We start from the raw sequence: 21,610 nt of genomic DNA, 5'->3' as shown, positions 1-21,610 counted from the left end.
GATGTGCCCCTGGCGGTGGAGCACCGCCGGTGGATTCCAGCTCGATGTTCTACCGATGCCAGCGACCGCTGGCCGCTTGCCGCGGACCTCGCCGCCCCACCGGGTCTCGATGGTCCGCGAACATCTCGTGGAGGACCCGCATGGAACCCGTGCAGCTGCTCGATCCCGACGGAGAACTGAGTCCGCACCCCCGGTGGCCGCTGGACGTCACCCCGGACCTGTGCCGCGATCTGTTCCGGCGGATGACACTCGCCCGGTGCTTCGACGACGAGGCCCTGGCACTGCAGCGCCAGGGCGAGCTCGGCCTGTGGTTGCAGAGCCTGGGACAGGAGGCCGCCCAGATCGGGTCGATGACGGCGCTGCGCTCCGACGACTACGTCTTCCCGAGCTACCGGGAGCACGCCGCGGGGCTCGTCCGCGGCATCACCCCCGCCGAGCTCTTGATCCAGTGGCGCGGCAACGCGGGCAGCGGCTGGGACCCCTCCCGCTACCGGTTCCACATCAACACCCTGGTGCTCGCCGCCCAGCTGCCCCACGCGACAGGCTATGCGATGGGCGTGGGACGCGACGGCACCGACGAGATCGTCGTCGCCTACTTCGGCGACGGGGCGACCAGCCAGGGTGAGGCCAACGAGGCCTTCAACTGGGCGGCGGCCGCCGAGGTGCCGCTGTTGTTCTTCTGCCAGAACAACCAGTGGGCGATCTCGACGCCGACACAGACCCAGATGCGCGCCCCGCTGCACCAGCGCGCTCGCGGTTTCGGGCTCGACGCTCACCTGGTGGACGGCAACGACGTCCTCGCGGTGCACGCCGTCACCAGCGCGGTCGCCGCGCAGATCCGCGGGGGCGGCGGGCCGGCCCTGATCGAGGCCGTGACCTACCGGATGGCCGGCCACAGCACGTCGGACGATCCCGGGCGCTACCGCACGCCGGGTGAGCTGGACACGTGGAAGGACCGGGATCCCATCGCCCGCCTCGAGGCCCTGATGGTGGCTCGGGGCTGGCTGGACGACGAGCTGCGCCAGGAGCTCGCGGCCGAGGGCGCCGCGCTGGCGGCCGAGACCCGCCGGGTGTGCCGCGAGCTCCCGCTGGGCGACATGCGCGCCCTGTTCGGATCGGTGCTGGCCGAGGAGACGGTGCTGCTGACCACCGAGCGGCAGCAGTACGAGGCGCTCGTCGCCTCCTACATCGACTGACCACACCGCCATCCTCATCGCGGCGTCACGCCGCGGCCACTCGACGGGAGTCGACATGCCCGTGCTCACCCTTTCCAAGGCGATCAACACCGGCCTGCGTCAGGCCATGGAGGACGATCCGAAGGTCGTCGTCATGGGTCAGGACGTCGGCGGTCTCGGCGGCGTCTTCCGGGTCACCGACGGTCTGCAGAAGGACTTCGGTGCCGACCGCGTCATCGACACACCGCTCGCCGAGGCCAGCATCGTCGGTACAGCGATCGGCCTGGCCCTGCGCGGCTACCGCCCGGTGTGCGAGATCCAGTTCGACGGGTTCGTGTACCCCGCGTTCTCGCAGATCGTGTCCCAGCTGGCGAAGATCCGGGCCCGCAGCGGCGGAACGCTGTCCGTGCCGGTGGTGATCCGGATCCCTGTCGGCGGGGGGATCGGTGCGGTCGAGCACCACAGCGAGTCCAACGAGGCCTACTTCGCCCACACCGCGGGGCTGCGCGTGGTGTGCTGCTCCGGTCCACAGGACGCTCACTGGATGATCCGCCAGGCCCTGCAGGGGCAGGATCCGGTGATCTTCTACGAGCCCAAGCGACGGTACTGGTCCAAGGCCGACGTCGCCGACTCCGCCCGCGACGCCCGGGTGCTTCCTCTCCACCGGGCCCAGATCGTACGGCCGGGCAGGGACATCACCCTGCTGACTTACGGCGGCATGGTCCAGACCTGCTTGGACGCGGCAGCTGCCGCGGCCGACGAGGGCCGGGACATCGAGGTTGTCGACCTCCGCACGCTCTCGCCGCTGGACCTCGACACCATCGCGCGGTCGGTCGACAAGACCGGTCGATGCGTGGTCGCCCACGAGGCCCCGACCTTCGCGGGGTTGGGCGCCGAGGTCGGCGCGGCGGTCACCGAGCGTTGCTTCTACCGACTCGAGGCCCCGGTCCTGCGGGTGGGCGGGTTCAACACCCCGTACCCGCCGGCGAAGTTCGAGGACCAGTACCTGCCCGACCTCGACCGCGTCCTTGACGCCGTCGACCGATCCTTTGCCTGGTGAGCGTGCCGACATGACCGAACACGAGTTCCGCCTGCCCGACGTCGGAGAGGGGCTGGAAGAGGCAGAGATCGTCACCTGGCACGTCGCCGTCGGCGACGTCGTCGCCCACAACCAGGTGCTGGTCGAGATCGAGACGGCGAAGTCGGTGGTCGAGCTGCCCTCGCCGTTCGAGGGGACGGTGACCCGGCTGCTGGTCGAGGAGGGGCGGACCGTTGCCGTCGGGACACCGATCATCGCCATCGGGTCCAGCGCCGGGCTCGTTGCCGCACCCCCGGCCCCGGCCGCCGAGCCGGCGGAGGCCGATGAGCGCACCGAGCCGGCGCCGTCCGTCCTGGTCGGCTACGGGCCGAGCCAGTCCAGCAGCACGCGCAGGCGCAAGCGCAGGCCCGAGGACGCCGAGACCGGCACCAGCGGTGCGGTGGCCGCGGCCCAGACGCGGGCGAAGCCGCCGGTGCGCAAGCTGGCCAAGGACCTCGGGATCGATCTGCGGGAGCTGTCGGGATCGGGCCCGCAGCACGCGATCACGCGAGACGACGTGCTGCGGGTCGCGGTGGGCGGCCCGCAGCACGTCGTCCCCCAGCTCGTCACCCCTGAGTCTGTCGCGGCGGGACCCATCGCAGGGGAGGCGGTGGTCCCCGCGTCCGACCCAGTGTCACCGGCGGAGACCCGGATCCCGGTCAAGGGGGTCCGTAAGGCCACGGCCGCGGCGATGGTGTCCAGCGCGTTCACTGCCCCACACGTCACGGAGTTCGTGACCGTCGACGTGACCCGGTCGGTGAAACTGGTCGAGAGGCTCAAGGCTGAGCGGGCGTTCGAGGGCACCCGCGTGACGATGCTGCTCCTCGTCGCGCGGGCGCTGCTCCAGACCGTCCGCGAGTTCCCGGACATCAACGCATCCTGGGACGAGCAGACTAACGAGATCGTGCTGCACCACAGGGTCAACCTCGGCATCGCCGCGGCCACGCCCCGGGGCCTCATGGTGCCGAACGTCAAGGACGCGGGCGCCCTGTCGCTGCCAGGTCTCGCCGGTGCGCTGACCGAGCTGGTGCGCACCGCTCGCGATGGGAAGGCGACTCCGGCGGACATGTCCCGCGGCACGATCACGATCACCAACATCGGTGTCTTCGGCGTCGACGCCGGGACTCCGATCCTCAACCCCGGCGAGGCCGCCATCCTCTGCGTCGGCGCGGTCCGCCGCTCGCCGTGGGAGCACAAGGGAAAGGTCGCGCTCCGGTCGACCACGCAGCTGGCGCTGTCCTTCGACCATCGCCTCGTCGACGGCGAGCTGGCGAGCAAGGTCCTCGCGCGCGTCGGCCGAATCCTGGAGAACCCGAAGTGGGAACTCCTGCTGAGCTAGCCGTGCCGCTCGGCTGCGGGTCTCGTCGGCCGGCTACCGGCCGCCCTCCAGCACCGGACGGTCGATGAACACGTCTCCCGTTCCCGAAAGGATCCCCATGGCCTAGAACAGCCCCGCAACCGTCATGGACGACCGCGACTTCGAACAGATCGTCCTGTGCCGAGACCCTGGATCCGGTCTCCGATCGGTGATCGCCGTCCACGACACCACCCTCGGCCCGGCCCTGGGCGGAATCCGCATGCGGGCCTATCCCGACCACGATGCCGCGCTCGCGGACGCACTGGACCTCGCCGAGGCGATGACTTAAGAGCTCGCGCGGAATGGTCACAGCTCGGTCGCGCCGGGTGTCGTGAGCAGGGTGCGGGCACACAGCCTGCCGATCATGGAGTTGTCTACGCTTCGTGATCGTGTGGAGGCTGTGTGCCCGTTCTGCCATCTTGGCTTACCGAGCCGTTGTGGGACCAGTTCGCCGCGCTGCTGCCGCCGCGGGAGATGTTCGTGGCCAATCATCCGTGGGGCTGTCACCGCCGCCGGATCCCGGATCGCATCGTGTTCGACAAGCTGGTCCATGTGCTGCGGCTCGGCTGTTCCTGCGCAGCGATCGCCGACACGACCTGCTCGGCGAGCACGATCCGGGCTCGCCGAGATGAGTGGATCGCGCTCGGGTGTTCGCCGAGCTGGCCCGGATCGCCCGCGACGCATACGACCGCATCGTCGGCCTACTGCTGGCTGACGTCGCCGTCGATGGGTGCATCACCAAGGCTCCCGGTGGTGGCGAGTGCGCCGGCCCGTCCCCGGTCGACCGACGCAAACAAGGCCTGAAACGGTCCTGCTCGTCGACCGGCTGCAGCGCTGCTACGAACGACGCGAAATGGTGATCAGGCGTTCTTCGGCCTCGCCGACGCGATCATCACCGTGCGTAGCCTGATCCGCCAAGCCTGGATCACCCACCGCCGGGACACCAGACCCACCCGCCACCCATGATCAACACATCAATCCGCGCTACCTCTTACAAGGCCGTTCTCGCCGACCTGCGGCTCGGCGGTGGCAAGAGCGTGATCAAGCGGCGCAGGTCGAACAGCGCTCGAGCTTGCCCTTCTGAGCTGTGTTGTTGCAACATGTGAGACTTAAATTGCGGAGGTTTTTCTCATTCGGCCACAGTGACCGACCAGTCAGACATTTCGCGTGATCCGCTGACGCGGCATGCCGATCCGCTCGAAGGAGAGCCATGGATCGCACGACATCGGCTGCTGCCCCGGCAGCGACCGGGCGCCTGGGTCGCTCGACCTCGCCCGACTCTCAGCCCCGAGATCGCCGGCGGACGGCCCGATCGTGGCGACGCCCCGTTCGCAGTGGCGGGCGACAGGTTGCGGCTCCGGAAGGAAGGAAAGACCGATGAAGGTTTCGCTCGACGGCCTCGGCCTCCGGTACGGCGACGTGGTGGCCGTCCAGAACCTGTCCCTGACCGTCGAGGACGGCCAGTCGGTGGTCCTGCTCGGTCAGTCCGGGTGCGGGAAGACGAGCACGATGCGGTGCATCGCGGGGCTGGAGGTGCCGTCCGAGGGGCGGATCAGCCTGGGTGAGCACGTGGTCTACGACTCGGCGTCCGGGGCCAACGTCGCCGCCCACAAGCGGCGCATCGGGATGGTGTTCCAGTCCTACGCCGTGTGGCCCCACATGACGGTGCTGCAGAACGTGACCTATCCGCTCGTCGTCAAGAGGACCAGGAAGGCGACGGCGCGTGCCCGGGCGCTCGAGGTGCTGGAGATGGTCGGCCTCGCGCACCTCGCCGATCGCGGCGCCAGCAACCTCAGCGGCGGGCAGATGCAGCGGGTCGCCCTGGCGCGCAGCATCGCGATGCAACCCAGCGTCCTGCTGCTGGACGAGCCCCTGTCGAACCTCGACGCACGACTGCGGGACGACCTGCGGGTCGAGCTGCGCCGGATCCAGCAGGAAACCGGTCTGACCAGTGTCTACGTGACCCACGACCAGAACGAGGCGTTGGCGCTCGCGGACCGGATCGCGGTCATGCAGGGCGGGCGGATCACCCAGCTCGCGCCGCCGGCCGAGCTGTACGACCGGCCGGCCAGCGCCTCGATCGCGAAGTTCCTCGGCGTCACCAACGCGTTCCCGATCGGAGGTCCGGCCGGCCGCGGCAGCGTCGTGGTCGAGGGATCGCAGTGTGTGGTCACGGTGGCCGAGGAGGTCGCGCCGGACGACACGACCGTCTGCTTCCGGCCGGAGGCCGTCGAGGTCCGGCCGGCCGGGGACACGACCGAAGGCCCCAACACCTGGACGGGGACCGTGCGTGTGGCCGTCTTCCAGGGGAACTCGGTGCGCTACTCGGTGGACCTGCACGACGGGCCGGTCGTCGACGCCGTCTGCGAGGTCCGGCGTGGTCCCGTCCAGCCCCTCGGGGCGCAGGTCGTGGTCCGGGTGTCGCCGGACCGGGTGCGCACCCTGCCCGAGGAGACCTCGTCGACCACCCCCGCGACCGCTCCCGACGCCGTGCTGGTGACGTCGTGAGCACCCAGGTCTCGCCTCCGCTGCCTGAGGTCGGTACCCCGGCGGTCGGGGCGGCCCCGCCGCGACGGCGGACATCCGCCCGGCAGCGCCGCGGGAGCTGGTTGCCCTCGATACCTCTCCTCGTCGTTCTCGCCGTCCTGATCCTGGTCCCGGTCGGGCTGGTCGCACTGGCCGCCGTCAGCGTCGACGTCCCGCGACCGGGTGGCTTCACGTTCGACCTGACCCTGGCCAACCTCGCGTCGGTGGTGAGCGGGGCGGTCGGCTCCGCGACGATCAACTCGTTGGGGATCGCGACCGCGGCGACGGTCCTGGCGGTCGCGATCGGCGGTTACGTCGCCTTCGTGACCGCGCGTACGGACGCCCCGTTCGGCCGGGCGATCTACGCCTGCGGGCTCATCCCGATGTTCCTGCCCTCCTACGTGGGTGCCCTCGCGTGGGCGATGCTCGGCAGCCCGGCGTCCGGCCTGCTCAACGTCGCCTTCCGGGACCTCGGGCTCGGGCTCGAGATCAACGTCTACAGCCGGGTCGGCCTGGTCCTGGTCTGTGCCCTGTTCTACGCGCCGTACGCGTTCCTGCTGATCCACGCGTCGATGACGATGATGAACCCGGACCTCGAGGACGCCGCGGCGATCCACGGCGGCTCCCGCTGGCGGATGCTGCGCTCGGTGACCTTTCCGCTGGCCCTCCCGGCCGTACTCGGCTCGGCCCTGCTGATCTTCGTGCTCGTGCTGGAGAACTTTCCGGTCGCCCAGGTCCTGGCGACGCCCGGCAACATCGAGACGCTGCCGACCTACATCTACCGGATGATGGGGTTCTTCCCGTCCCGGGGCACGGAGGCCGCTGCGCTCGCGGTGGTGCTGGTGGCCTTCGTCGTGCTGCTCACCCTGGCGCAGCGGCGGGTGCTCGCGAAGCGCTCGTTCACGACCGTGACCGGCAAGGGAATGCGGGCGCGGCGCATCGCGCTCGGCAGGTTCCGGTGGCTCGCGCTGGTACCGGTCCTCCTGTACTTCGTCGCCTCCATCGTGCTCCCCCTCGGGGCGCTGCTGGTCACGTCCCTGCGCACGTCGCCGTTCATGCCCTCGTTCTCGAGCCTCCTGCGGCCGGGGGCGCTCGACGGCAGCGCCTTCGGCACGGTGTTCGCCGACGCCCAGTTCTGGAGCTCGACGGTCAACAGCGTGATCGTCGCGGTCGCCGCCGCGCTGGGCGGGACCGTCCTGTCCTTCGCGGTCGCCTACGTCGTCTACCGGACCTCGGCGCGCGCCCGGGCCCAGCTCGAGGCCATCTCGATGCTGCCGCTGGCGATCCCGGCGCTCGTGCTGGGCATGGGGATCCTGTGGACCTGGCTCCTGATCCCGCTGCCGCTCTACGGGACCCTCGGGCTGCTCGTCGTCGCCTTCCTCGGGGTGCAGATGCCGCAGGGCCTGCGCAGCGTGGCGGCCTCGATCCGGTCGACGGACCGCGATCTCGAGGACAGCGCGGTGGTGCACGGGCGGTCCCGGGTCCGCGCGGTGCTCGGCATCACGGTGCCGCTGATGAAGGTCGCGCTCTCCTCGACCTTCCTGTTGCTGCTGATGCTGAGCATGCGCGAGCTGACCGTCCCGTTGTTGCTCTACACCCGCGACACCACCTTGCTGTCCGTGGCCATCTTCGACCGCTTCGAGAACGGCGGCGGTTCCCAGTCCGCGGCCGCGATCAGCCTCGTCTACTGCCTCCTCATGTTCGTCCTGGCCTACCTGCCACGACGGTTCGGACAGAAGGCGAACGCCTAGTCCCGGCATTTCCGCCCGGCTCACCCTGAATCAACGACGACAAAGGACGACGACCATGAGAAGGACGACGCGGAGCCTGCTGACGGCGGCCATCGCCGTCGCAGTGCTGGGCGTGACCGCCTGCGGGGGCACCTCCGGTGGGGACGGCCCTGCGGCCCGCTCGATCGACACGTCGAACGGGCTGGTGATCGACGGCGAGACGATCGCCGACCAGGCCCTGTGGGAGAAGGCCAAGGGCGGGAATGTGAGCCTCGCGACGGCACTGACCGAACGCGAGGAGAAGGTGATCACCGAGCAGTTCAAGGCCGACACCGGCATCGCGCTGGACTTCGTCCGGCTCCCCACGCCGAAACTGTTCGAGCGCGCCGTCAGCGAGAAGGGCGCCGGCAAGCTCTCCTTCGACGTCATCCGCGTGACCGACACGACGGCCGCGGAGGAGATGGCGAAGAACGGGGTGTTCGGGCAGACCCGGACCCCGTTCGACGACCAGCTCCGCAAGGACGGCGCCCTGGACATCGGGGGCGGCAACTTCGTCTCCGCCTTCTACGCGATCTACACCTTCGCCTACAACTCCCAGGCGATCCCGTCGGCGAGTGCGCCGAAGACCTGGGAGAACCTGCTCGATCCCTCCTACAAGGGAAAGATCGGCCTGGTCAACCCGAACGGCAGCGGCTACAACACGGCGCTGACGGACATGCTGATCCAGGACTACGGCGATCGCTATCTGAAGGACATGCAGGCGCTCGGCCCGCGGATCTTCGACAGCGTCTCGGTCATGGGGACGGCGCTCGGACAGGGCGAGCTCACGGTCGGGCTGATGGGGGCCAACAGCGCCCTGAGCCTCGCCGAACAGGGCGCGCCCGTCGTCGCGGTCATCCCGCCGGACGGCGTCTCGGCCGGCTACACCCCGTTCGGGATCACGATCAAGGGCGCGGAGAACCCCGCCGCGCAGGTGTTCGTCAACTGGCAGATGTCGCGGGCCGGGCAGAGCAAGCTGGGGCCGCTGGGCCTGGCCCCGGCCCGCTCCGACGTCGAGCCGGCCCGGATGGGCGACGCCGTGCTGCCGAAGCCCGGTGACCCCAACTTCACGCTGTTCACCACAGCGGACCGCCAGCAGCGCCAGGCCGCGGTCCTCGCGACCTGGAACGGCATCTTCCGCTACACCGGCTGACCCGTGCGGCCCCGCCGCGCCACGCGGCGGGGCCGCCCCAGGAACGGGAGGACGGATACCGAGGGAGGACATCGTGCCGGGTCGAGGACGGTACTTCGAGGACTTCGCGGTCGGGGACGTGTACCGCCACGCGATGGGGCGGACCGTCACCGAGACGGACAACGTGTGGTTCACGCTGCTGACCATGAACACCGCGCAGGTGCACGTCAACGCCGAGGTCGCCCGCGTGTCGGAGTTCGGGCGCCCCCTGGTCAACTCCACGCTGACCCTGGCCGTCGTCGGTGGTCTCACCGTGGCGGACACCTCCGAGAACGCCGTGGCGAACCTCGGGTGGGAGAACATCCGGCTGACCCGCCCGGTCTTCGCCGGGGACACCCTGTGGGCCGAGTCCGCCGTGCTGGCCGTCCGGGAGTCCGGGAGCCGGCCGGAGGCGGGGATCGTGACGGTGAAGAGCAGGGGGCTCAACCAGGAAGGCGCGGAGGTGCTGTCCTACGTCCGCACCTTCATGGTGCACAAGCGGGGATCCTCCCGGGGCCGCTCCGCCTTCCCCACCCCGCGGACCCCCCTCCTCGACGACGGGGGCGTGGAGTGACCGGGCTGCCGCTGTCCGACATCCGCGTCATCGCCGTCGAGCAGTTCGGGGCCGGGCCCTTCGGGTCCATGCAGCTCGCGGACCTCGGCGCCACCGTCGTCAAGATCGAGGACCCGACGACCGGTGGCGACGTCGGGAGGCAGGTACCCCCACACGCCGAGGCAGGCGACTCGCTGTACTTCGAGGCGGTCAACCGCAACAAGCAGAGCTTCGCACTGGACCTGCGCAACCCGGCCGGACGGGAGGTGTTCCTCGACCTCGTCAGGGGGGCGGACGCCGTGTACTCGAACCTGCGGGGCGACGTCCCGGAGCGGCTCGGGATCCGCTACGCCGATCTCGCCGACGTCAACCCCACGATCGTGTGCTGTTCCCTCTCCGGGTTCGGGATGACGGGCCCGCGGGTCCGTCAGCCCGCGTACGACCCGATCCTCCAGGGCCTCTCGGGGTGGATGTCGCTGACCGGTGACCCCGGCTCGCCGCCCGAGAAGAGTGGGTTGTCCATGGTGGACTACTGCGGTGGTTTCGTCGCGGCCCTCTCGCTGCTCGCCGGGGTGCACGCCGCACGCCGGGACGGGGTCGGCACGGACTGCGACGTCAGCCTCTTCGACACCTCCGTCAGCCTGCTGACCTACCTGGCCACCTGGCACCTCAGCCGCGGCGACCGGCCGCAGCGCTCGCGACGCTCCGCCCACCCCTCGCTGGTCCCCTTCCAGACCTTCCGGACCCGGGACGGATGGCTCGTCATCGCCTGTGCGAAGGAGAAGTTCTGGACGCGCCTGCTCCCCGTGATCGGGCGCGAGGACCTCGGGTCGGACGGCCGGTTCGCCACGTTCGCGGACCGGCTGCGGCACCGGCTGGAGCTGGAGGGGATCCTCGACGCGGTCTTCCTGACCCGCGACTGCGAGGACTGGATCGAGCAGCTGACCGAGGCCGGGGTCCCCTGCGCACCGACCAACGACGTGACCGCCGCGCTCGCGGACGAACAGACCGCCGCCCGCGGCCTCGTCGTCTCCACGGAGCATCCGCGCTTCGGGGAGCTCCGGCACGTCAACTCCGCCGTGCGGGTGGGCCCGGTCCGCACCCGGCACACACGGGCGCCGCAGCTCGGCGAGCACACCGACCGGATCCTGCGTGAGGTCCTCGGCTACGACACCGAGAGGATCGCCCGGCTCACCGAACGGCAGGCCTTCGGCGCCGCACCGGGATCCCCAGCCCCGCAATGACGGCGAGGCGGCCGGCACCCGAGGGTGGGCCCTCAGAACTCGGCCCGGAGCCGGTCGGTCCCCTCGACCAGCAGCCCCCACTCCGTCCCGACCGCGACGAAGGTCGCGCCGGCCTCGAGATAGCTCCGGGCGGACTCACGCCGGACGGCGATCACGCCCGCGGGTCTGCCGGCGGCCCGCACGCGCCCGATGGCGTCCTCGATCGTGCTCCGGACCTCGGGCGCGTCGGGTCGGCCGAGCAGACCGAGCGACGCGGACAGGTCGGACGGGCCGAGGAAGATCCCGTCGACGCCCTCGACCGCGACGATCTCGTCCAGCGCGGCGAGGCCGTCGGCGGTCTCGACCTGCAGCAACACGCAGACCTCGGCGTTCGCCCGCCCGAAGTACCCCCGGTCCCGGCCGAAGCCGGCGGCCCGGGTCGCCGCGACGCCCCGGCGGCCGTCGACGCCGGGCTCGGGGTAGCGGCAGTGCCGGACGACCTCCGCGGCCTGCTCGGCCGTCTCGATCATGGGCACGAGGACGGTCCGGGCACCGAGGTCGAGGCAGCGCTTCAGCTGCGCCTCCCCGTAGCCGCCGAGCCCGGACGGGACCCGGACGACGGGCTCGACGCCCGGGTGGGCCGCGACCGCCAGCAGCTGCGACTTGATCACGGAGAGGTCGAACGGCCCGTGCTCGCCGTCGATGACGAGCCAGTCGAACCCCGCCGCCGCGGCGATCTCGGCGGACTCGGTGCACGGCAGGCCCAGCCACAGCCCGATCTGCGTGCGTCCCTGGGCGATGGCCTCCTTGAAGGTGGGGTTCACAGCGCGTAGACCCGACGCGCGGTGCCCGCGAACAGGTCGGCCCGCTCGCCGTCGGTCATGCCCTCGGTGACGCGCTTGTACGTGTTCCAGAGCGTGCGGTAGGGGACCGCGACCTTGTCGACGGGATAGTTGCTCTCGAACATGCATCGGTCCGGCCCGAACGTCTCGATGCAGGTCTCGATGTACGGACGCCACAGCGCGGCGAGCTCGGTCGAGGAGGCGGGCCGCTCCGCGGTGCGGTAGTCGAACGCGGCGAGCCGGGCGACCAGACCACCGATCTTGCAGTTCACGTTCGGCCGCTCCGCGACCGCCCGCACACCGCGGCGCCACGTGTCGAACTCGGCCTCGCGGCGGCCGGTGAACCGGGCGTACCCTAGTGGACCCCCGCAGTGGTCGAGCACGATCGGCAGGTCCGGCAGCGCGTCGGCGATCCCGGCCACCTCGTCGAGCTGGTGGAAGAACACCCAGGTGTCCAGGGTGAGGCCCAGGTCGCGCAGCACGGCCGCACCCTTGCGGACCTCGGGATCGGCCAGCATCCCCGGGACGCTGCCGGTGTGGCTGTTCTCGATCCCGGGGTCGCCGTCGTAGCTGGTGGCGAACCGGGTGCCCCGGAACCGCCCCTCGCCCGCGGCGATGTGGGCCGTCAGGACCTCCTCGACGGCAGCGCCCAGGCGCAGGTCCGCGAACCCGGTGATCCCGGCGCCGACCGCGACGGGGCCGTTCGCGGCGCGCGCCGCCACCGTCGCGGCGAACTCCGTCTCGCCGACGGGCCGCAGGGCCTCCGGGCCGTCGGTGCGGTAGGCGGTCAGGCAGTCGGTGTACACGGTCGCGACCACGTTGTGGCCGCCGGCGGTGTCCTCCGCGAACTCGTCGAGCAGATACCGGAACCCGGGGTGCTCCCACAGGTGATGGTGCGGGTCGACGACGGGCAGGTCGGGGAACAGCACCTCCTCGGCCGGTGCCTTCGCGAGCCAGCCGTGGTCCGGCGGGTAGATGAGGCCGAACTCGGGCGGCCGACCCTCGGTGGTGCGCAACAGGGCGAAGCTCATGCTCGGTCCTTCCCGGTGGCGTCGATGTCGTCGAAGGACGCCCGGGAGGTCTCCCGGGCGAGGAGCACGCCGACGATGCTGATGACCGCGGCGGCGGCGAGGTAGAGCAGGACGAGCCCGTAGTTCGGCGGTCCGCCGGCCGCCCGGAACAGGGCGGTGGCGATCAGCGGAAAGAACCCGGCGCCGAGCGTCGCGGCGATCTGGAACCCCAGCGAGGCGCCGCCATAGCGGAACCGGGTCGGGAAGAGCTCCGCGATCCAGGCCCCGACCGGTCCGAACGCCATGCTGTGGGCGACGACGGGCAGGATCGCGGCGATCACGGCCCAGCCGAACGTGCCGCGACCGATGGCCGCGAACGCCGCCCATCCCATGAGCGGGACGAGCACGGCCCCGGCCAGCGCGAGCCGCTTGCGTCCCCAGCGGTCCGACAGCGCGGCGAACAGCGGAACCAGGACGAGCCCCGTGGTGGTACCGATGAGGGTCATCGACAAGGCCTGGGACGAGCTGAACCCGGTCTGTATCGCATAGGCCGGGACGATCGAGTTGTTCAGCGCGGACGCGTTGGTCACGATGAACGCCACGGCGATGACCGTGAGCAGGCCACGCCACTGCGTGCGGAAGAGCTCGGTGATCGGGCGCCGGGAGAGCTCGTGGTGCCGGCGGGCCTTCTCGAACACCGGCGTCTCGTCCACCCGGGCCCGGACCCACAGCGTGATGGCGACCAGGACGAGGGAGAAGTAGAACGGCAGCCGCCAGCCCCAGCCGAGGAACTGCTCCCGCGGCAGCAGCGAGACCAGCAGCAGGCTCGCGTTGGCCAGGATCACCCCGGAGTAGAGGCCGATCTGGGGCGCGCTGCTCGCCAGGCCGCGACGGTTCTCCCGGGCATACTCCACGGACATCAGCAGCCCGCCGCCGAACTCACCACCCGCGGCCAGGCCCTGCACGACGCGCAGGACGACGAGGAGCACCGGGGCCCAGACGCCGATGGTCGAGTACGTGGGCAGCAGGCCGATGAGCAGGGACGCGATCCCCATGGCCAGCACGGTCACGAGCAGGACCCGACGCCGTCCCAGCCGGTCCCCGACCGCGGTCATCAGCAGGGCGCCGACGGGCCGGGCGACGAACCCGACGGCGAGCGTCGCGAACGACGCGAGCAGCGCGGCGGTGGGATCGGAGCCCGGGAAGAACAGCGGGCCGATCGCCACGGCGGCCAGCAGGCTGTAGAGGTAGAAGTCGTAGTACTCCACCATGGTCCCGAGCAGGGCGGACCACGTCGCGCGGCGGCGCTGCGTCTCGTCCGTACTCGTGGGGGACGGCGTCTCGGAGGTGCGGTTCAGCGTCATTGCTCACCTGTTCCGTGGGTCGGGCTCAGCCGAGAGGGGCGAAGGGTTCGCGCAGGCCGCGCTGTTCGAGCAGCGGCAGGAGGTCCTTGGCGAGGCGGCCCAGGCCGTCCTCGAAGTCCACGTAGCCGACGAGCACACCGTCGATGCCGGCGTCGGAGACGACCTGGATCTGGTCCGCGACCCGCTCCGCGTCGCCGCAGAGGATGGAGCCGCCGGCCCCCGCCGCGGCCCGCAGGCGCAGGACGTCGCGGGTCTGGGCGGACATGCCCTTGGAGTTCAGCGCCCGCTCCTGCATCCACGCCTCGACGGAGTCGTGGTCGGCCTGGTCCACCGCGATCCGCCGCAGGGCCGCGTCCGCCTCGGCGTTCGTGTTCCGCTGGACGATCGTGGCCATGATCCACACCTGGGCCTCGCGGCCGTACTGCTCACGCGCCGCGGTCTTGTAGGAGTCCACCTGGGCGCGCCAGTCCGCGGGATCTGCCGAGGTCAGCGCGAGGAAGCACATGTCCGCGTTTGCGCAGCGCGAAGTCCCGGCCGGCCCCCGAGCTGCCTGCGCTCATGATCGCGGGGCGGGGCCGCTGGACGGGCCGCGGCCGAGATGCCGCCTTCACGACCGTGAAGAACGGGCCCTCGTGGTCGAACTCGTCGTCCTCGGTCCAGAGCCGGGTGATGATCTCCAGCCACTCGGCGAGGTGCGCGTAGCGCTCGTCGTGCTCCTTGAGCGGCGCGCCGAACATCTCCAGCTCGGGCCGGTTCCAGCCCGCGACGACGTTGAGCCCGAAGCGGCCGCCGGAGATGACGTCCACCGTGGCGGCCATCTTGGCCGCGGCGATCGGGTGCATCGTGGGGGCGTGCGAGGTGGCGAAGACCGCGGCGTGCCGGGTCGCCTGCGCGATGCCCGCCGCCCAGGTGAACGGCTCCAGGACGACGCCCGACGGGTGGTCCGGGCGGCCGACCTGGTGCCCCTTCCAGCGGGCGTAGGGGACGATCGCCTCCAGCCCGGCGGCGTCGGCCAGCTGGGCCGCGCGCAGGTTCTTCTCCCAGGTCGGGGTGTGCACCTCGGGGACGAGCGTGTTCGCGGTGCCCTTGCCGTTGAGGCCGAAGAGGCCCATCTTGAGCCGGTTGGGGCCGAAGATCGGGTTGCCGGAGGTCTGGCCGGTGGAGGTCGGACGGGTCATCGTCGATCACCTGTTCTCGTGTGTGGTCTCACCGGTGGAAGGTCGCGAAGGCGTCGACCGGCACCCGGGACGTGCGCAGGGTGTTGGCCGGCTCGTCCGGGTAGGAGACGGCCGCGACCTGCGGGCACGTCCCGAGCCGGTGCGCCTGGGCGGCGACGAGCAGGTTCTGCACGAACATGCCGACGCCGAGCAGCCGGCGGACAACGTCGTCGGGCACGAGGTCCGGCAGGAGCCCCCGCACGGACCGCCGTCCGACGATCGCGTCCGCGAGGCAACCGTCGACCGCCGGGTCCCCGTCGACAGCAGGACTCGCGCCGACGGTCGGGCTCACGTCGCCGCATCCGCCCGTCGGAGCTCCTCGATCTCCTCGGCGGTGAAGTCGAAGCGGCCGAGGATCTCGTCCGTGTGCTCACCGGCCAGCGGGGCCCGGGTCGTCATGACGTCCCCGGCGCCCATCTTCACGGCCGTGGTCATGGTGCGGTACCGGCCGACCTCGGGATGGTCGTGCTCGGTGACCAGCCCCTCCGCGAGGACCTGCGGGTGCTCGAACATCTCGCCGATGTCCCGCAGCGCGACCACCGGGACCTGCCCGCCCATGACCTCCTCCCACTCCACCGCGGTCCGGGCCAGGAGCGCCTGCTTGATCTTCGGCATCAGGGTTGCCCCGTGTGCGGCGCGCTTGACCAGGCTGTCGTAGCGGGGATCGGTGGCCAGTTCGGGCAGGCCGATCGCCTCGCAGAGCGCGGCCCAGAACTTCGCCGTGCCGGCCTGGAAGTACAGGTGGCCCTCCTTGGTGGGAACGGCACCGCTGAACTTGCTCGAGTCCGGTTCCCGCTCGACGTCCTGCGGCTCGGTCTCCGACCAGATGAACCGCCCGGCCTGCAGCGCGATCGCCGAGCGCAGCAGGGACACCTCGACGTGCTGGCCTTCTCCCGTGCGGAAGCGGTGCAGCACCGCGGCCAGGACACCCTGGGCGATCAGCGATGAGGCGAAGAGGTCCACGATGGAGCCCCGCAGGATCTGCGGCGCGGCGGTGGTGAGGCCCTGGGCGAGAGCCATCCCGGTGAAGCACTGCAGCATCTGGTCGTAGCCCGGGTGCCGGCGCATCGGCCCGCTCTCGCCGTAGCCGGTCAGTGAGCAGTAGACGACGTCCTCGCGGGCCGCGCGCAGCGCCGCGTAGTCGATCCCGAGGGACTCGGCGACGCCCGGCCGGAAGTTGTGCACCACGACGTCCGCCCGCGCAACCATCCGCAGGAAGGCGTCGTGCCCCAGAGCGGACTTCAGGTCCAGCCGGATCGAGCGCTTGTTGCGGTTCGCGCCGAGGAACGCGCGGTTCTCCCCCTTCAGTGTCGACGGGTACCCCCGCATCGTGTCCCCGGCGGGGGCCTCGACCTTGATCACGTCGGCGCCCTGGTCGCCGAGCAGCGCGCAGCCGTACGGGCCGGCCAGGTAGCTGGTCAGGTCCAGGACGGTCACGCCGTCGAGTGCGGGGCCCATCAGCGGGGTCCTTCCGTGGTGGTGGCGAGCAGGTCGCGGGCGCGGGCCACGACCGGGTCGTCGATCATGCGGCCCTCCAACAGGAAGGCACCGGCCCCGTCCGCGGCATACCGGGCGGCGGCGTCGACCACCTCCCGGGCCCACTCCAGCTCGCACGGGGTCGGCCGGTAGACGTCCTGGATCACCTCGAGCTGGCCGGGATGGATCGCCGGCTTGCCCGCGTAGCCGAGCGCCTTGCCGCGCAGCGCGCTGGCGCGTAGGCCCTCGATGTCCCCGACGTCGGCGAACACGGTGTCCATCGGCCGGCCGAGGTTCGCGGCGCGGCAGGCGAGGGGCACCAGGGCCCGCGGGGTGTCGAACGCGGACTCGTCCCGGCCCCACTCGATGCCGAGATCGGTGGTGAGGTCCCCGGCGCCGAAGGCGAGATCGACGCGGCGGGGCAGCGCGGCCGCCGCCAGCGCCAGCGCGTGCACGCCGACCACGCCGCGCGCCGTCTCGACGATCACCCGCAGCGGCGTCGATCCCTCGGCGACGCCGGCCCGTCGCTCGGCGTCGGACAGGTGCGCATCCACGTCGTGCAGGGCGGCCTCGTCGTCGATCTTCGGGGCGAGGATCCCGGCGAGCCCGGGCCGCAGCACGGCGGGCAGGTCGTCCGCGCCGACGGCGGTGCCGAAGCCCCGCTCGACCGTCAACGGGTTGATCCGCACCGTGCAGCGGCCGGGCAGCGCCTCGACGAGATCGGCGGCACCCCGGCGGGCGGCGTCCTTCTCCCCCGGCGGCACGGCGTCCTCGAGGTCCAGGATGAGCGGCACCGCGAGGCCCGCGGCCTTGTCCCGCAGCCGCGCCACGTGGGCGGGGACGAAGAGGGGAACCCCACCCGCGCTCATCCGTCGATCCGGTACGTGGCGGCAGCAGAGCGGTACAGCAGCCGGTCCTGCTCGTCGTCGGTGAGATCCGCGATCGAGGCGCGGTAGCGGGCCCACAGCTCCGCGTAGGAGCACGCCAGCCGGTCCACCGGGAAATTGCTGGCGAAGAAGGCACGGTCGACGCCGAAATTGTCGACGAGCTCGTGCACGACGGGCCGGATGGAATCGGCGGTGAAATCGAGGTTGTAGAGCATGAAGGCCGAGATCTTCATGTGGACGTTCGACAGGGCGGCGATCTCGGCGATGCCACGGCGCCAGAGGGCGAGGCCGTCGGGGTCCCGCTGGTCGACCAGTGCGCAGTGGTCCAGGACGACCGTGAGCTCCGGGTTGTCCCGGGCAAGCCCCACCGCGAGGTCGAGCTGCGTGGGATGGATCTGCAGGTCCAGGGAGAAGTCGTGCTTCGCGAGCAGGCCGATGCCCGAGTGCCACGCCGGGTTCGCCGAGGGATCGGCATGCCCGGCGGTGACCACGCCGCTGAGGATCTGCCGCACGCCGCGCATCCGGCCGCTCAGGGCGGCCTGGCGCTCGATGCCCTCCTCCGCGGTGTCCGCGGTGAGGTCCACATCCGCGACCAGGGCGTGCGGGAAACCGCGGGAACGGTCGACGTCCTCGGCGATCTCCGCGAGCCAGGCGGTCTCGGCGAACGGGTCCGTGCCCGCGGCCAGGTGGACCGATCTCGTGACCCCGGCGCTGTCCACGTCCGCGAGGAAGTCCTCGATCAGGTAGTCCCGCCGGATCGACGAGTAGTCGCCGTAGGACTTGGGCTGGATGTCCGTCGTCAACCAAGGATAATGGTGTGCCGTCAAATCCCACAAATGGTGATGAGCGTCGACTATTCGCACCAGCAGTCCTCCCCGATGAGGTGTCGTCGTTTCCCTTTGCCTACCCGCAATCCGCCGACGAACCGTACCCACGGGCAGTCGGGCCGGTCCAATCGAATGGCGTGATAGACTCATTCATCAGGTTTATGGATCTCGTGGTGGGCGGCGACGTGGACGGACACCGGCGGCAGGCGCTCGAGCGCCTCACGCTCGCGGAGATCGAGGCGTTCATCGCGGTCGCGGAGCTCGGGAGCTTCACCGCCGCCGCGAAACGCCTCCACCTCACCCAGCCGGCCACGACGGGCCGTATCCAGCGCATCGAGGCCGCCCTGCACACCCAGCTGCTGACCCGCACCACCCGGCGCGTGGAGCTGACGGCAGCGGGAGAACGGCTGCTGGCGGGGGTCGATCCATTGCTCGACCAGCTGGACGCGTTCCTCGGCGGGTTCATCGAGGACGGGGACGGGGTGAGCGGCCGCGTCGTCCTGGCCTCGACCCCGCACCTGGCGACGTCGTTCCTGCAGCCCGTGCTGCCGTCGTTCCAGGCCCGGCACCCGGGGGTGGAGGTGGTCGTCCTCGATCTCGAGTACGACGACGTGCTCCCCGCCGTCGACGGCGGGGAGGCCGACCTGGCCCTGCTCACGGCCCCGGCCACCGAACGGCCGGGCGGCGTGGCGCTGGGGAGCGACGAAGTCGTCGTCGTGCTCCGGGCGGACCATCCGCTCCGCGGCGCGGGGCGGATCGAGCCTGCCGCGCTCGCGGACCTGCAACTGTCCGCGATCCGCCCCTACCAGCTGGTCGTGGACCAGCTGACCGCCGCCGCGCGCGCCGCCACGGGCGGGCGGGCCCCGTCGGTACGCTGGATGAGCAGCCTGACGACGCTGCTCGGCCTCCTCGACACCGGCGGCCTGCAGGCGGCGCTGATGACCGGGCGCGCCGCCTCACGCCACGGAATCCCCGCCGACCGGCTGATCTCGGTCGGCGGGGTCGACATCCGTCGCTACTACAGCCTCTTCCCCTCGCGGTACTCCGCGCGGCGGAACCGGGTGGCCCTGCTGGCGACGCACCTCGAGGAGAGCCTGCCGTTCGCCCGCGGGTGAGGGCCCTAGGACTTCGTGGCGAGGTCGCCCTCGACGTCCAGCAGCTCGTCGTAGGGCAGGATCGCCTCGACCAGGGCCTGCATCTGAGGGTGGTCCTCGACCGGGTAGCCGATGGCACCCTCGGCGGGCAGCTGCCCGGTCTCCTTCAGCGGGCGGTACACACTGGCCAGGGCCCCGACGAAGGTGACGGCGGGGATCAGCGGGTACATCACCACGCCCCAGCCCTCCTCGGCGTACTCCTGCAGGGACAGCTGTCGCTGCCCGGGCAGGTAACCGCTGAGCGCGACGACGACCGCGGAGTCCGGCAGCCCCCTGCGGATCTTGCCGCGCTGCTCCTCGACAGCCATGTCGTCCAGGCTGACCACAGCGGGGTTGATACAGGGCATGACCAGGTCCACACCGGCGTCGAGAGCCGCGTTCAGCCGCCAGATCGCCTCGTCGACGCTCCCGCCCCGGGCCTTGGTGGCGTCGGTCCGGGCCATCACCAAGGTGTCCTGGCTCTGCCGGCCCTCCACGCACGCCCGGATCCGGCGGATGAACTCCTCGCGCGAGCACATGTCCTCGGTGCCGGCGTGGTACTCCATGCGCTTCGGGAAGTACTGGTCCTCGATCTGGATGACCGAGGCGCCGGCCCGCTCCAGCTCCTGGATCGTACGGCGCACGTGAACGGCCTCGCCCCAGCCCGCGCCGGCGTCGACGAACAGCGGCAGCGACGTGCGCGCGCTGACCTTGGCGGTGATGTCCGCCGTCTCGGTGAGGGTCATCAGCGGCTCGGTGACGGCGAGGTGGGAGCCCATCACCCAGCCGCCGAGGAAGGCGGCCTCGAAGCCCAGGTGCTCCACCAGGCGCGCACCCAGCGGGTCGAAGACGCCTGGCACCGCGAAGGCCTTCCCGGACGAGACGGCGCCCTGCAGCGCGGCCTTGAGGTTGTGCCGCTTCGTCGCGGCGAGCTCGGTGTTCACGTGGAGCGCTCCTCGGGGTTCGTCGAGTCGGTCACGGAGCCCGGAGCAGCTCGGCGATCGTGCCGTCCGGATCGGTGACCATGAGGTTGTGGCCGGTCGCCAGCTCGCGAACCTCCCAGCCCGCAGTCAGCACCGCCGCAGGGAGGCCGTCGGCCAGGGCCGGGTAGACCGGCGCTGTGCAGTGCACGTACGTCGTGGGCAGGGAGTTGCCCAGCGGGTTCCGCAGGATCAGCGGATCGCGGTACGCGCGCAACGGGTGCGGGGTGAGGCGGCGGTCCAGCCAGAGTACATCCACGGGGTCCGTGAGACCGAACGATGCGGCCGGCGGCGGCGGGAAGGCGGTCCCGCCGTCGAAAAGGCGGGCGGCCTCCTCGCGCTGCGCGACGGTCTCCGGCGGGAACAGGTCGAAGCCGCAGGCGCCCGGCTCGACGACGAGACCGTCCAGGATCACCAGGCGGTTGATCCGCTCGGGGACGCGGTCCGCCGCGGCCAGCACCGGGAGTGCGCCGAAGCTGTGTCCGACCAGGACGACGTCCGTGAGCTCCTCGGCCGCGATCACCCCGAGGACGTCGGAGATCATCGTCTCCAGCCCGATCTCCGGGGAGAGCAGGTGCGCCCGCTCGCCGAGCCCGGTGAGGGTCGGGGTGAACACCGTGTGTCCGGCGACGCGTAGCGGCTCCGCCACCCGGCGCCAGCACCAGCCGCCATGGAAACCACCGTGCACTAGTACGAAGGTCTCGCGCGTCCGCTCCGCCGCGGCCGTCACCCCTGGCCCGCCGCGTCCACGCTCGTCGGCGCCGCCACGGGCGCGGGGGGTTCGACCTCGCGGCGGAGGATCTTGCCGGTGGGGCCCTTCGGGAGGGACTCCACGAGCCAGACGTGGCGGGGGTACTTGTAGGCGGCGATCCGTTCCCGGACGAACTCGCGCAGCTCGTCCTCGGTCGCGGACGCGCCGGGCTTGAGGGCCACGGCGGCGCCGATCTCCTCGCCCAGGTCCGCGTGCTTGATCCCCACGACGGCGGCCTCGGCGACGGCCGGGTGCTCGTAGAGGGTCTCCT

General features: G+C 71.3%; 22 protein-coding genes and 1 pseudogene. 11 read left to right on the top strand and 12 right to left on the bottom strand.

Annotated elements, in window-relative coordinates; genetic code table 11:
- The first annotated feature begins 140 nt into the window (after nucleotides 1–140).
- From ABD324_RS21260 to ABD324_RS21215, 10 genes and pseudogenes are all read left to right on the top strand, one after another.
- The gene (locus ABD324_RS21260) at nucleotides 141–1,196 is read left to right on the top strand and encodes a thiamine pyrophosphate-dependent enzyme (RefSeq protein WP_344419796.1); all 1,056 of its coding nucleotides are present in this window, start codon (nucleotides 141–143) and stop codon (nucleotides 1,194–1,196) included.
- Nucleotides 1,197–1,251: 55 nt separating this feature from the next.
- Nucleotides 1,252–2,235: an alpha-ketoacid dehydrogenase subunit beta gene (locus ABD324_RS21255; RefSeq protein WP_344419793.1), complete on the top strand. Its 984-nt coding sequence runs from the start codon at nucleotides 1,252–1,254 to the stop codon at nucleotides 2,233–2,235.
- A gap of 10 nt (nucleotides 2,236–2,245) precedes the next feature.
- Nucleotides 2,246–3,592, top strand: a complete 1,347-nt coding sequence (locus tag ABD324_RS21250) for a dihydrolipoamide acetyltransferase family protein (RefSeq protein ID WP_344419790.1) — start codon at nucleotides 2,246–2,248, stop codon at nucleotides 3,590–3,592.
- Nucleotides 3,593–3,716: 124 nt separating this feature from the next.
- The gene (locus ABD324_RS21245; protein ID WP_344419787.1) at nucleotides 3,717–3,899 is read left to right on the top strand and encodes a Glu/Leu/Phe/Val dehydrogenase dimerization domain-containing protein; all 183 of its coding nucleotides are present in this window, start codon (nucleotides 3,717–3,719) and stop codon (nucleotides 3,897–3,899) included.
- Nucleotides 3,900–4,012: 113 nt separating this feature from the next.
- Nucleotides 4,013–4,576, top strand: a pseudogene (locus tag ABD324_RS21240) (transposase).
- A 411-nt stretch (nucleotides 4,577–4,987) separates the two neighbouring features.
- Nucleotides 4,988–6,118: an ABC transporter ATP-binding protein gene (locus ABD324_RS21235; RefSeq protein WP_344419785.1), complete on the top strand. Its 1,131-nt coding sequence runs from the start codon at nucleotides 4,988–4,990 to the stop codon at nucleotides 6,116–6,118.
- A gap of 101 nt (nucleotides 6,119–6,219) precedes the next feature.
- Nucleotides 6,220–7,887: an ABC transporter permease gene (locus ABD324_RS21230; RefSeq protein WP_344419782.1), complete on the top strand. Its 1,668-nt coding sequence runs from the start codon at nucleotides 6,220–6,222 to the stop codon at nucleotides 7,885–7,887.
- Nucleotides 7,888–7,942: 55 nt separating this feature from the next.
- On the top strand, nucleotides 7,943–9,058 hold the full coding sequence (locus ABD324_RS21225) for an ABC transporter substrate-binding protein (RefSeq protein ID WP_344419779.1): 1,116 nt from the start codon (nucleotides 7,943–7,945) through the stop codon (nucleotides 9,056–9,058).
- Nucleotides 9,059–9,131: 73 nt separating this feature from the next.
- Complete coding sequence (locus tag ABD324_RS21220) at nucleotides 9,132–9,650, top strand: MaoC family dehydratase (protein WP_344419776.1); 519 nt, start codon at nucleotides 9,132–9,134, stop codon at nucleotides 9,648–9,650.
- Nucleotides 9,647–10,873 (top strand): CaiB/BaiF CoA transferase family protein, encoded by a 1,227-nt coding sequence (locus ABD324_RS21215; protein WP_344419773.1) that lies wholly within the window; start codon nucleotides 9,647–9,649, stop codon nucleotides 10,871–10,873. Before ABD324_RS21220 ends, ABD324_RS21215 begins: the two co-directional genes overlap by 4 nt.
- A gap of 32 nt (nucleotides 10,874–10,905) precedes the next feature.
- On the opposite strand, the gene ABD324_RS21210 is transcribed toward ABD324_RS21215, so the two are convergent.
- From ABD324_RS21210 to ABD324_RS21170, 9 genes are read right to left on the bottom strand one after another with little or no spacing between them, the layout of a single operon-like run.
- Nucleotides 10,906–11,676, bottom strand: coding sequence for an HpcH/HpaI aldolase family protein (locus tag ABD324_RS21210; protein WP_344419769.1), 771 nt, complete (start codon nucleotides 11,674–11,676; stop codon nucleotides 10,906–10,908).
- Complete coding sequence (locus tag ABD324_RS21205) at nucleotides 11,673–12,725, bottom strand: amidohydrolase family protein (RefSeq protein ID WP_344419766.1); 1,053 nt, start codon at nucleotides 12,723–12,725, stop codon at nucleotides 11,673–11,675. The genes ABD324_RS21210 and ABD324_RS21205 overlap by 4 nt, the downstream gene beginning before the upstream one ends.
- Nucleotides 12,722–14,068 (bottom strand): MFS transporter, encoded by a 1,347-nt coding sequence (locus ABD324_RS21200; RefSeq protein ID WP_344419764.1) that lies wholly within the window; start codon nucleotides 14,066–14,068, stop codon nucleotides 12,722–12,724. The genes ABD324_RS21205 and ABD324_RS21200 overlap by 4 nt, the downstream gene beginning before the upstream one ends.
- Before the next feature lie 25 nt (nucleotides 14,069–14,093).
- The gene (locus ABD324_RS21195) at nucleotides 14,094–14,573 is read right to left on the bottom strand and encodes an LLM class oxidoreductase (RefSeq protein ID WP_344419761.1); all 480 of its coding nucleotides are present in this window, start codon (nucleotides 14,571–14,573) and stop codon (nucleotides 14,094–14,096) included.
- The gene (locus ABD324_RS21190; protein ID WP_344419758.1) at nucleotides 14,494–15,246 is read right to left on the bottom strand and encodes an LLM class flavin-dependent oxidoreductase; all 753 of its coding nucleotides are present in this window, start codon (nucleotides 15,244–15,246) and stop codon (nucleotides 14,494–14,496) included. Before ABD324_RS21190 ends, ABD324_RS21195 begins: the two co-directional genes overlap by 80 nt.
- Nucleotides 15,247–15,274: 28 nt before the next feature.
- Nucleotides 15,275–15,577, bottom strand: coding sequence for a nitroreductase family protein (locus ABD324_RS21185; protein ID WP_344419755.1), 303 nt, complete (start codon nucleotides 15,575–15,577; stop codon nucleotides 15,275–15,277).
- A complete protein-coding gene (locus ABD324_RS21180; RefSeq protein WP_344419753.1) occupies nucleotides 15,574–16,743 on the bottom strand; it encodes a CaiB/BaiF CoA transferase family protein in 1,170 nt (389 codons plus the stop codon). The genes ABD324_RS21185 and ABD324_RS21180 overlap by 4 nt, the downstream gene beginning before the upstream one ends.
- On the bottom strand, nucleotides 16,743–17,630 hold the full coding sequence (locus ABD324_RS21175) for an HpcH/HpaI aldolase/citrate lyase family protein (RefSeq protein WP_344419750.1): 888 nt from the start codon (nucleotides 17,628–17,630) through the stop codon (nucleotides 16,743–16,745). The genes ABD324_RS21180 and ABD324_RS21175 overlap by 1 nt, the downstream gene beginning before the upstream one ends.
- Nucleotides 17,627–18,625, bottom strand: coding sequence for an amidohydrolase family protein (locus ABD324_RS21170; RefSeq protein WP_344419748.1), 999 nt, complete (start codon nucleotides 18,623–18,625; stop codon nucleotides 17,627–17,629). The genes ABD324_RS21175 and ABD324_RS21170 overlap by 4 nt, the downstream gene beginning before the upstream one ends.
- Nucleotides 18,626–18,636: 11 nt before the next feature.
- Between ABD324_RS21170 and ABD324_RS21165 the strand changes: the two genes are divergently transcribed.
- Nucleotides 18,637–19,590 (top strand): LysR family transcriptional regulator, encoded by a 954-nt coding sequence (locus tag ABD324_RS21165; protein WP_344419745.1) that lies wholly within the window; start codon nucleotides 18,637–18,639, stop codon nucleotides 19,588–19,590.
- Between the two features lie 5 nt (nucleotides 19,591–19,595).
- On the opposite strand, the gene ABD324_RS21160 is transcribed toward ABD324_RS21165, so the two are convergent.
- The 3 genes from ABD324_RS21160 to ABD324_RS21150 all read right to left on the bottom strand — a co-directional run.
- On the bottom strand, nucleotides 19,596–20,552 hold the full coding sequence (locus ABD324_RS21160) for an isocitrate lyase/PEP mutase family protein (protein WP_344419742.1): 957 nt from the start codon (nucleotides 20,550–20,552) through the stop codon (nucleotides 19,596–19,598).
- A 31-nt stretch (nucleotides 20,553–20,583) separates the two neighbouring features.
- Nucleotides 20,584–21,318 (bottom strand): alpha/beta fold hydrolase, encoded by a 735-nt coding sequence (locus tag ABD324_RS21155; RefSeq protein WP_344419739.1) that lies wholly within the window; start codon nucleotides 21,316–21,318, stop codon nucleotides 20,584–20,586.
- A partial coding sequence (locus ABD324_RS21150) for an AMP-binding enzyme (RefSeq protein ID WP_425565877.1) occupies nucleotides 21,315–21,610 on the bottom strand: 296 nt, incomplete at its 5' end. The genes ABD324_RS21155 and ABD324_RS21150, both read right to left, overlap by 4 nt.

The sequence above is a fragment of the Pseudonocardia ailaonensis genome (assembly GCF_039531635.1).
GTDB classification, from domain to species: Bacteria; Actinomycetota; Actinomycetes; order Mycobacteriales; family Pseudonocardiaceae; genus Pseudonocardia; species Pseudonocardia ailaonensis.
Note: the sequence above shows the minus strand (reverse complement) of the source record. Positions and strands in the feature narration are given on the sequence as shown.

What these genes read in the sequence shown, in the direction of transcription:
- ABD324_RS21205 (WP_344419766.1), bottom strand. Translation starts at nt 12,725, where the DNA reads ATGAGCTTCGCCCTGTTGCGCACCACCGAGGGTCGGCCGCCCGAGTTC.
- ABD324_RS21245 (WP_344419787.1), top strand. Translation starts at nt 3,717, where the DNA reads ATGGACGACCGCGACTTCGAACAGATCGTCCTGTGCCGAGACCCTGGA.
- ABD324_RS21235 (WP_344419785.1), top strand. Translation starts at nt 4,988, where the DNA reads ATGAAGGTTTCGCTCGACGGCCTCGGCCTCCGGTACGGCGACGTGGTG.
- ABD324_RS21175 (WP_344419750.1), bottom strand. Translation starts at nt 17,630, where the DNA reads ATGAGCGCGGGTGGGGTTCCCCTCTTCGTCCCCGCCCACGTGGCGCGG.
- ABD324_RS21250 (WP_344419790.1), top strand. Translation starts at nt 2,246, where the DNA reads ATGACCGAACACGAGTTCCGCCTGCCCGACGTCGGAGAGGGGCTGGAA.
- ABD324_RS21190 (WP_344419758.1), bottom strand. Translation starts at nt 15,246, where the DNA reads ATGACCCGTCCGACCTCCACCGGCCAGACCTCCGGCAACCCGATCTTC.
- ABD324_RS21180 (WP_344419753.1), bottom strand. Translation starts at nt 16,743, where the DNA reads ATGGGCCCCGCACTCGACGGCGTGACCGTCCTGGACCTGACCAGCTAC.
- ABD324_RS21165 (WP_344419745.1), top strand. Translation starts at nt 18,637, where the DNA reads ATGGATCTCGTGGTGGGCGGCGACGTGGACGGACACCGGCGGCAGGCG.
- ABD324_RS21225 (WP_344419779.1), top strand. Translation starts at nt 7,943, where the DNA reads ATGAGAAGGACGACGCGGAGCCTGCTGACGGCGGCCATCGCCGTCGCA.
- ABD324_RS21200 (WP_344419764.1), bottom strand. Translation starts at nt 14,068, where the DNA reads ATGACGCTGAACCGCACCTCCGAGACGCCGTCCCCCACGAGTACGGAC.
- ABD324_RS21260 (WP_344419796.1), top strand. Translation starts at nt 141, where the DNA reads ATGGAACCCGTGCAGCTGCTCGATCCCGACGGAGAACTGAGTCCGCAC.
- ABD324_RS21170 (WP_344419748.1), bottom strand. Translation starts at nt 18,625, where the DNA reads ATGAGTCTATCACGCCATTCGATTGGACCGGCCCGACTGCCCGTGGGT.
- ABD324_RS21195 (WP_344419761.1), bottom strand. Translation starts at nt 14,573, where the DNA reads ATGTGCTTCCTCGCGCTGACCTCGGCAGATCCCGCGGACTGGCGCGCC.
- ABD324_RS21255 (WP_344419793.1), top strand. Translation starts at nt 1,252, where the DNA reads ATGCCCGTGCTCACCCTTTCCAAGGCGATCAACACCGGCCTGCGTCAG.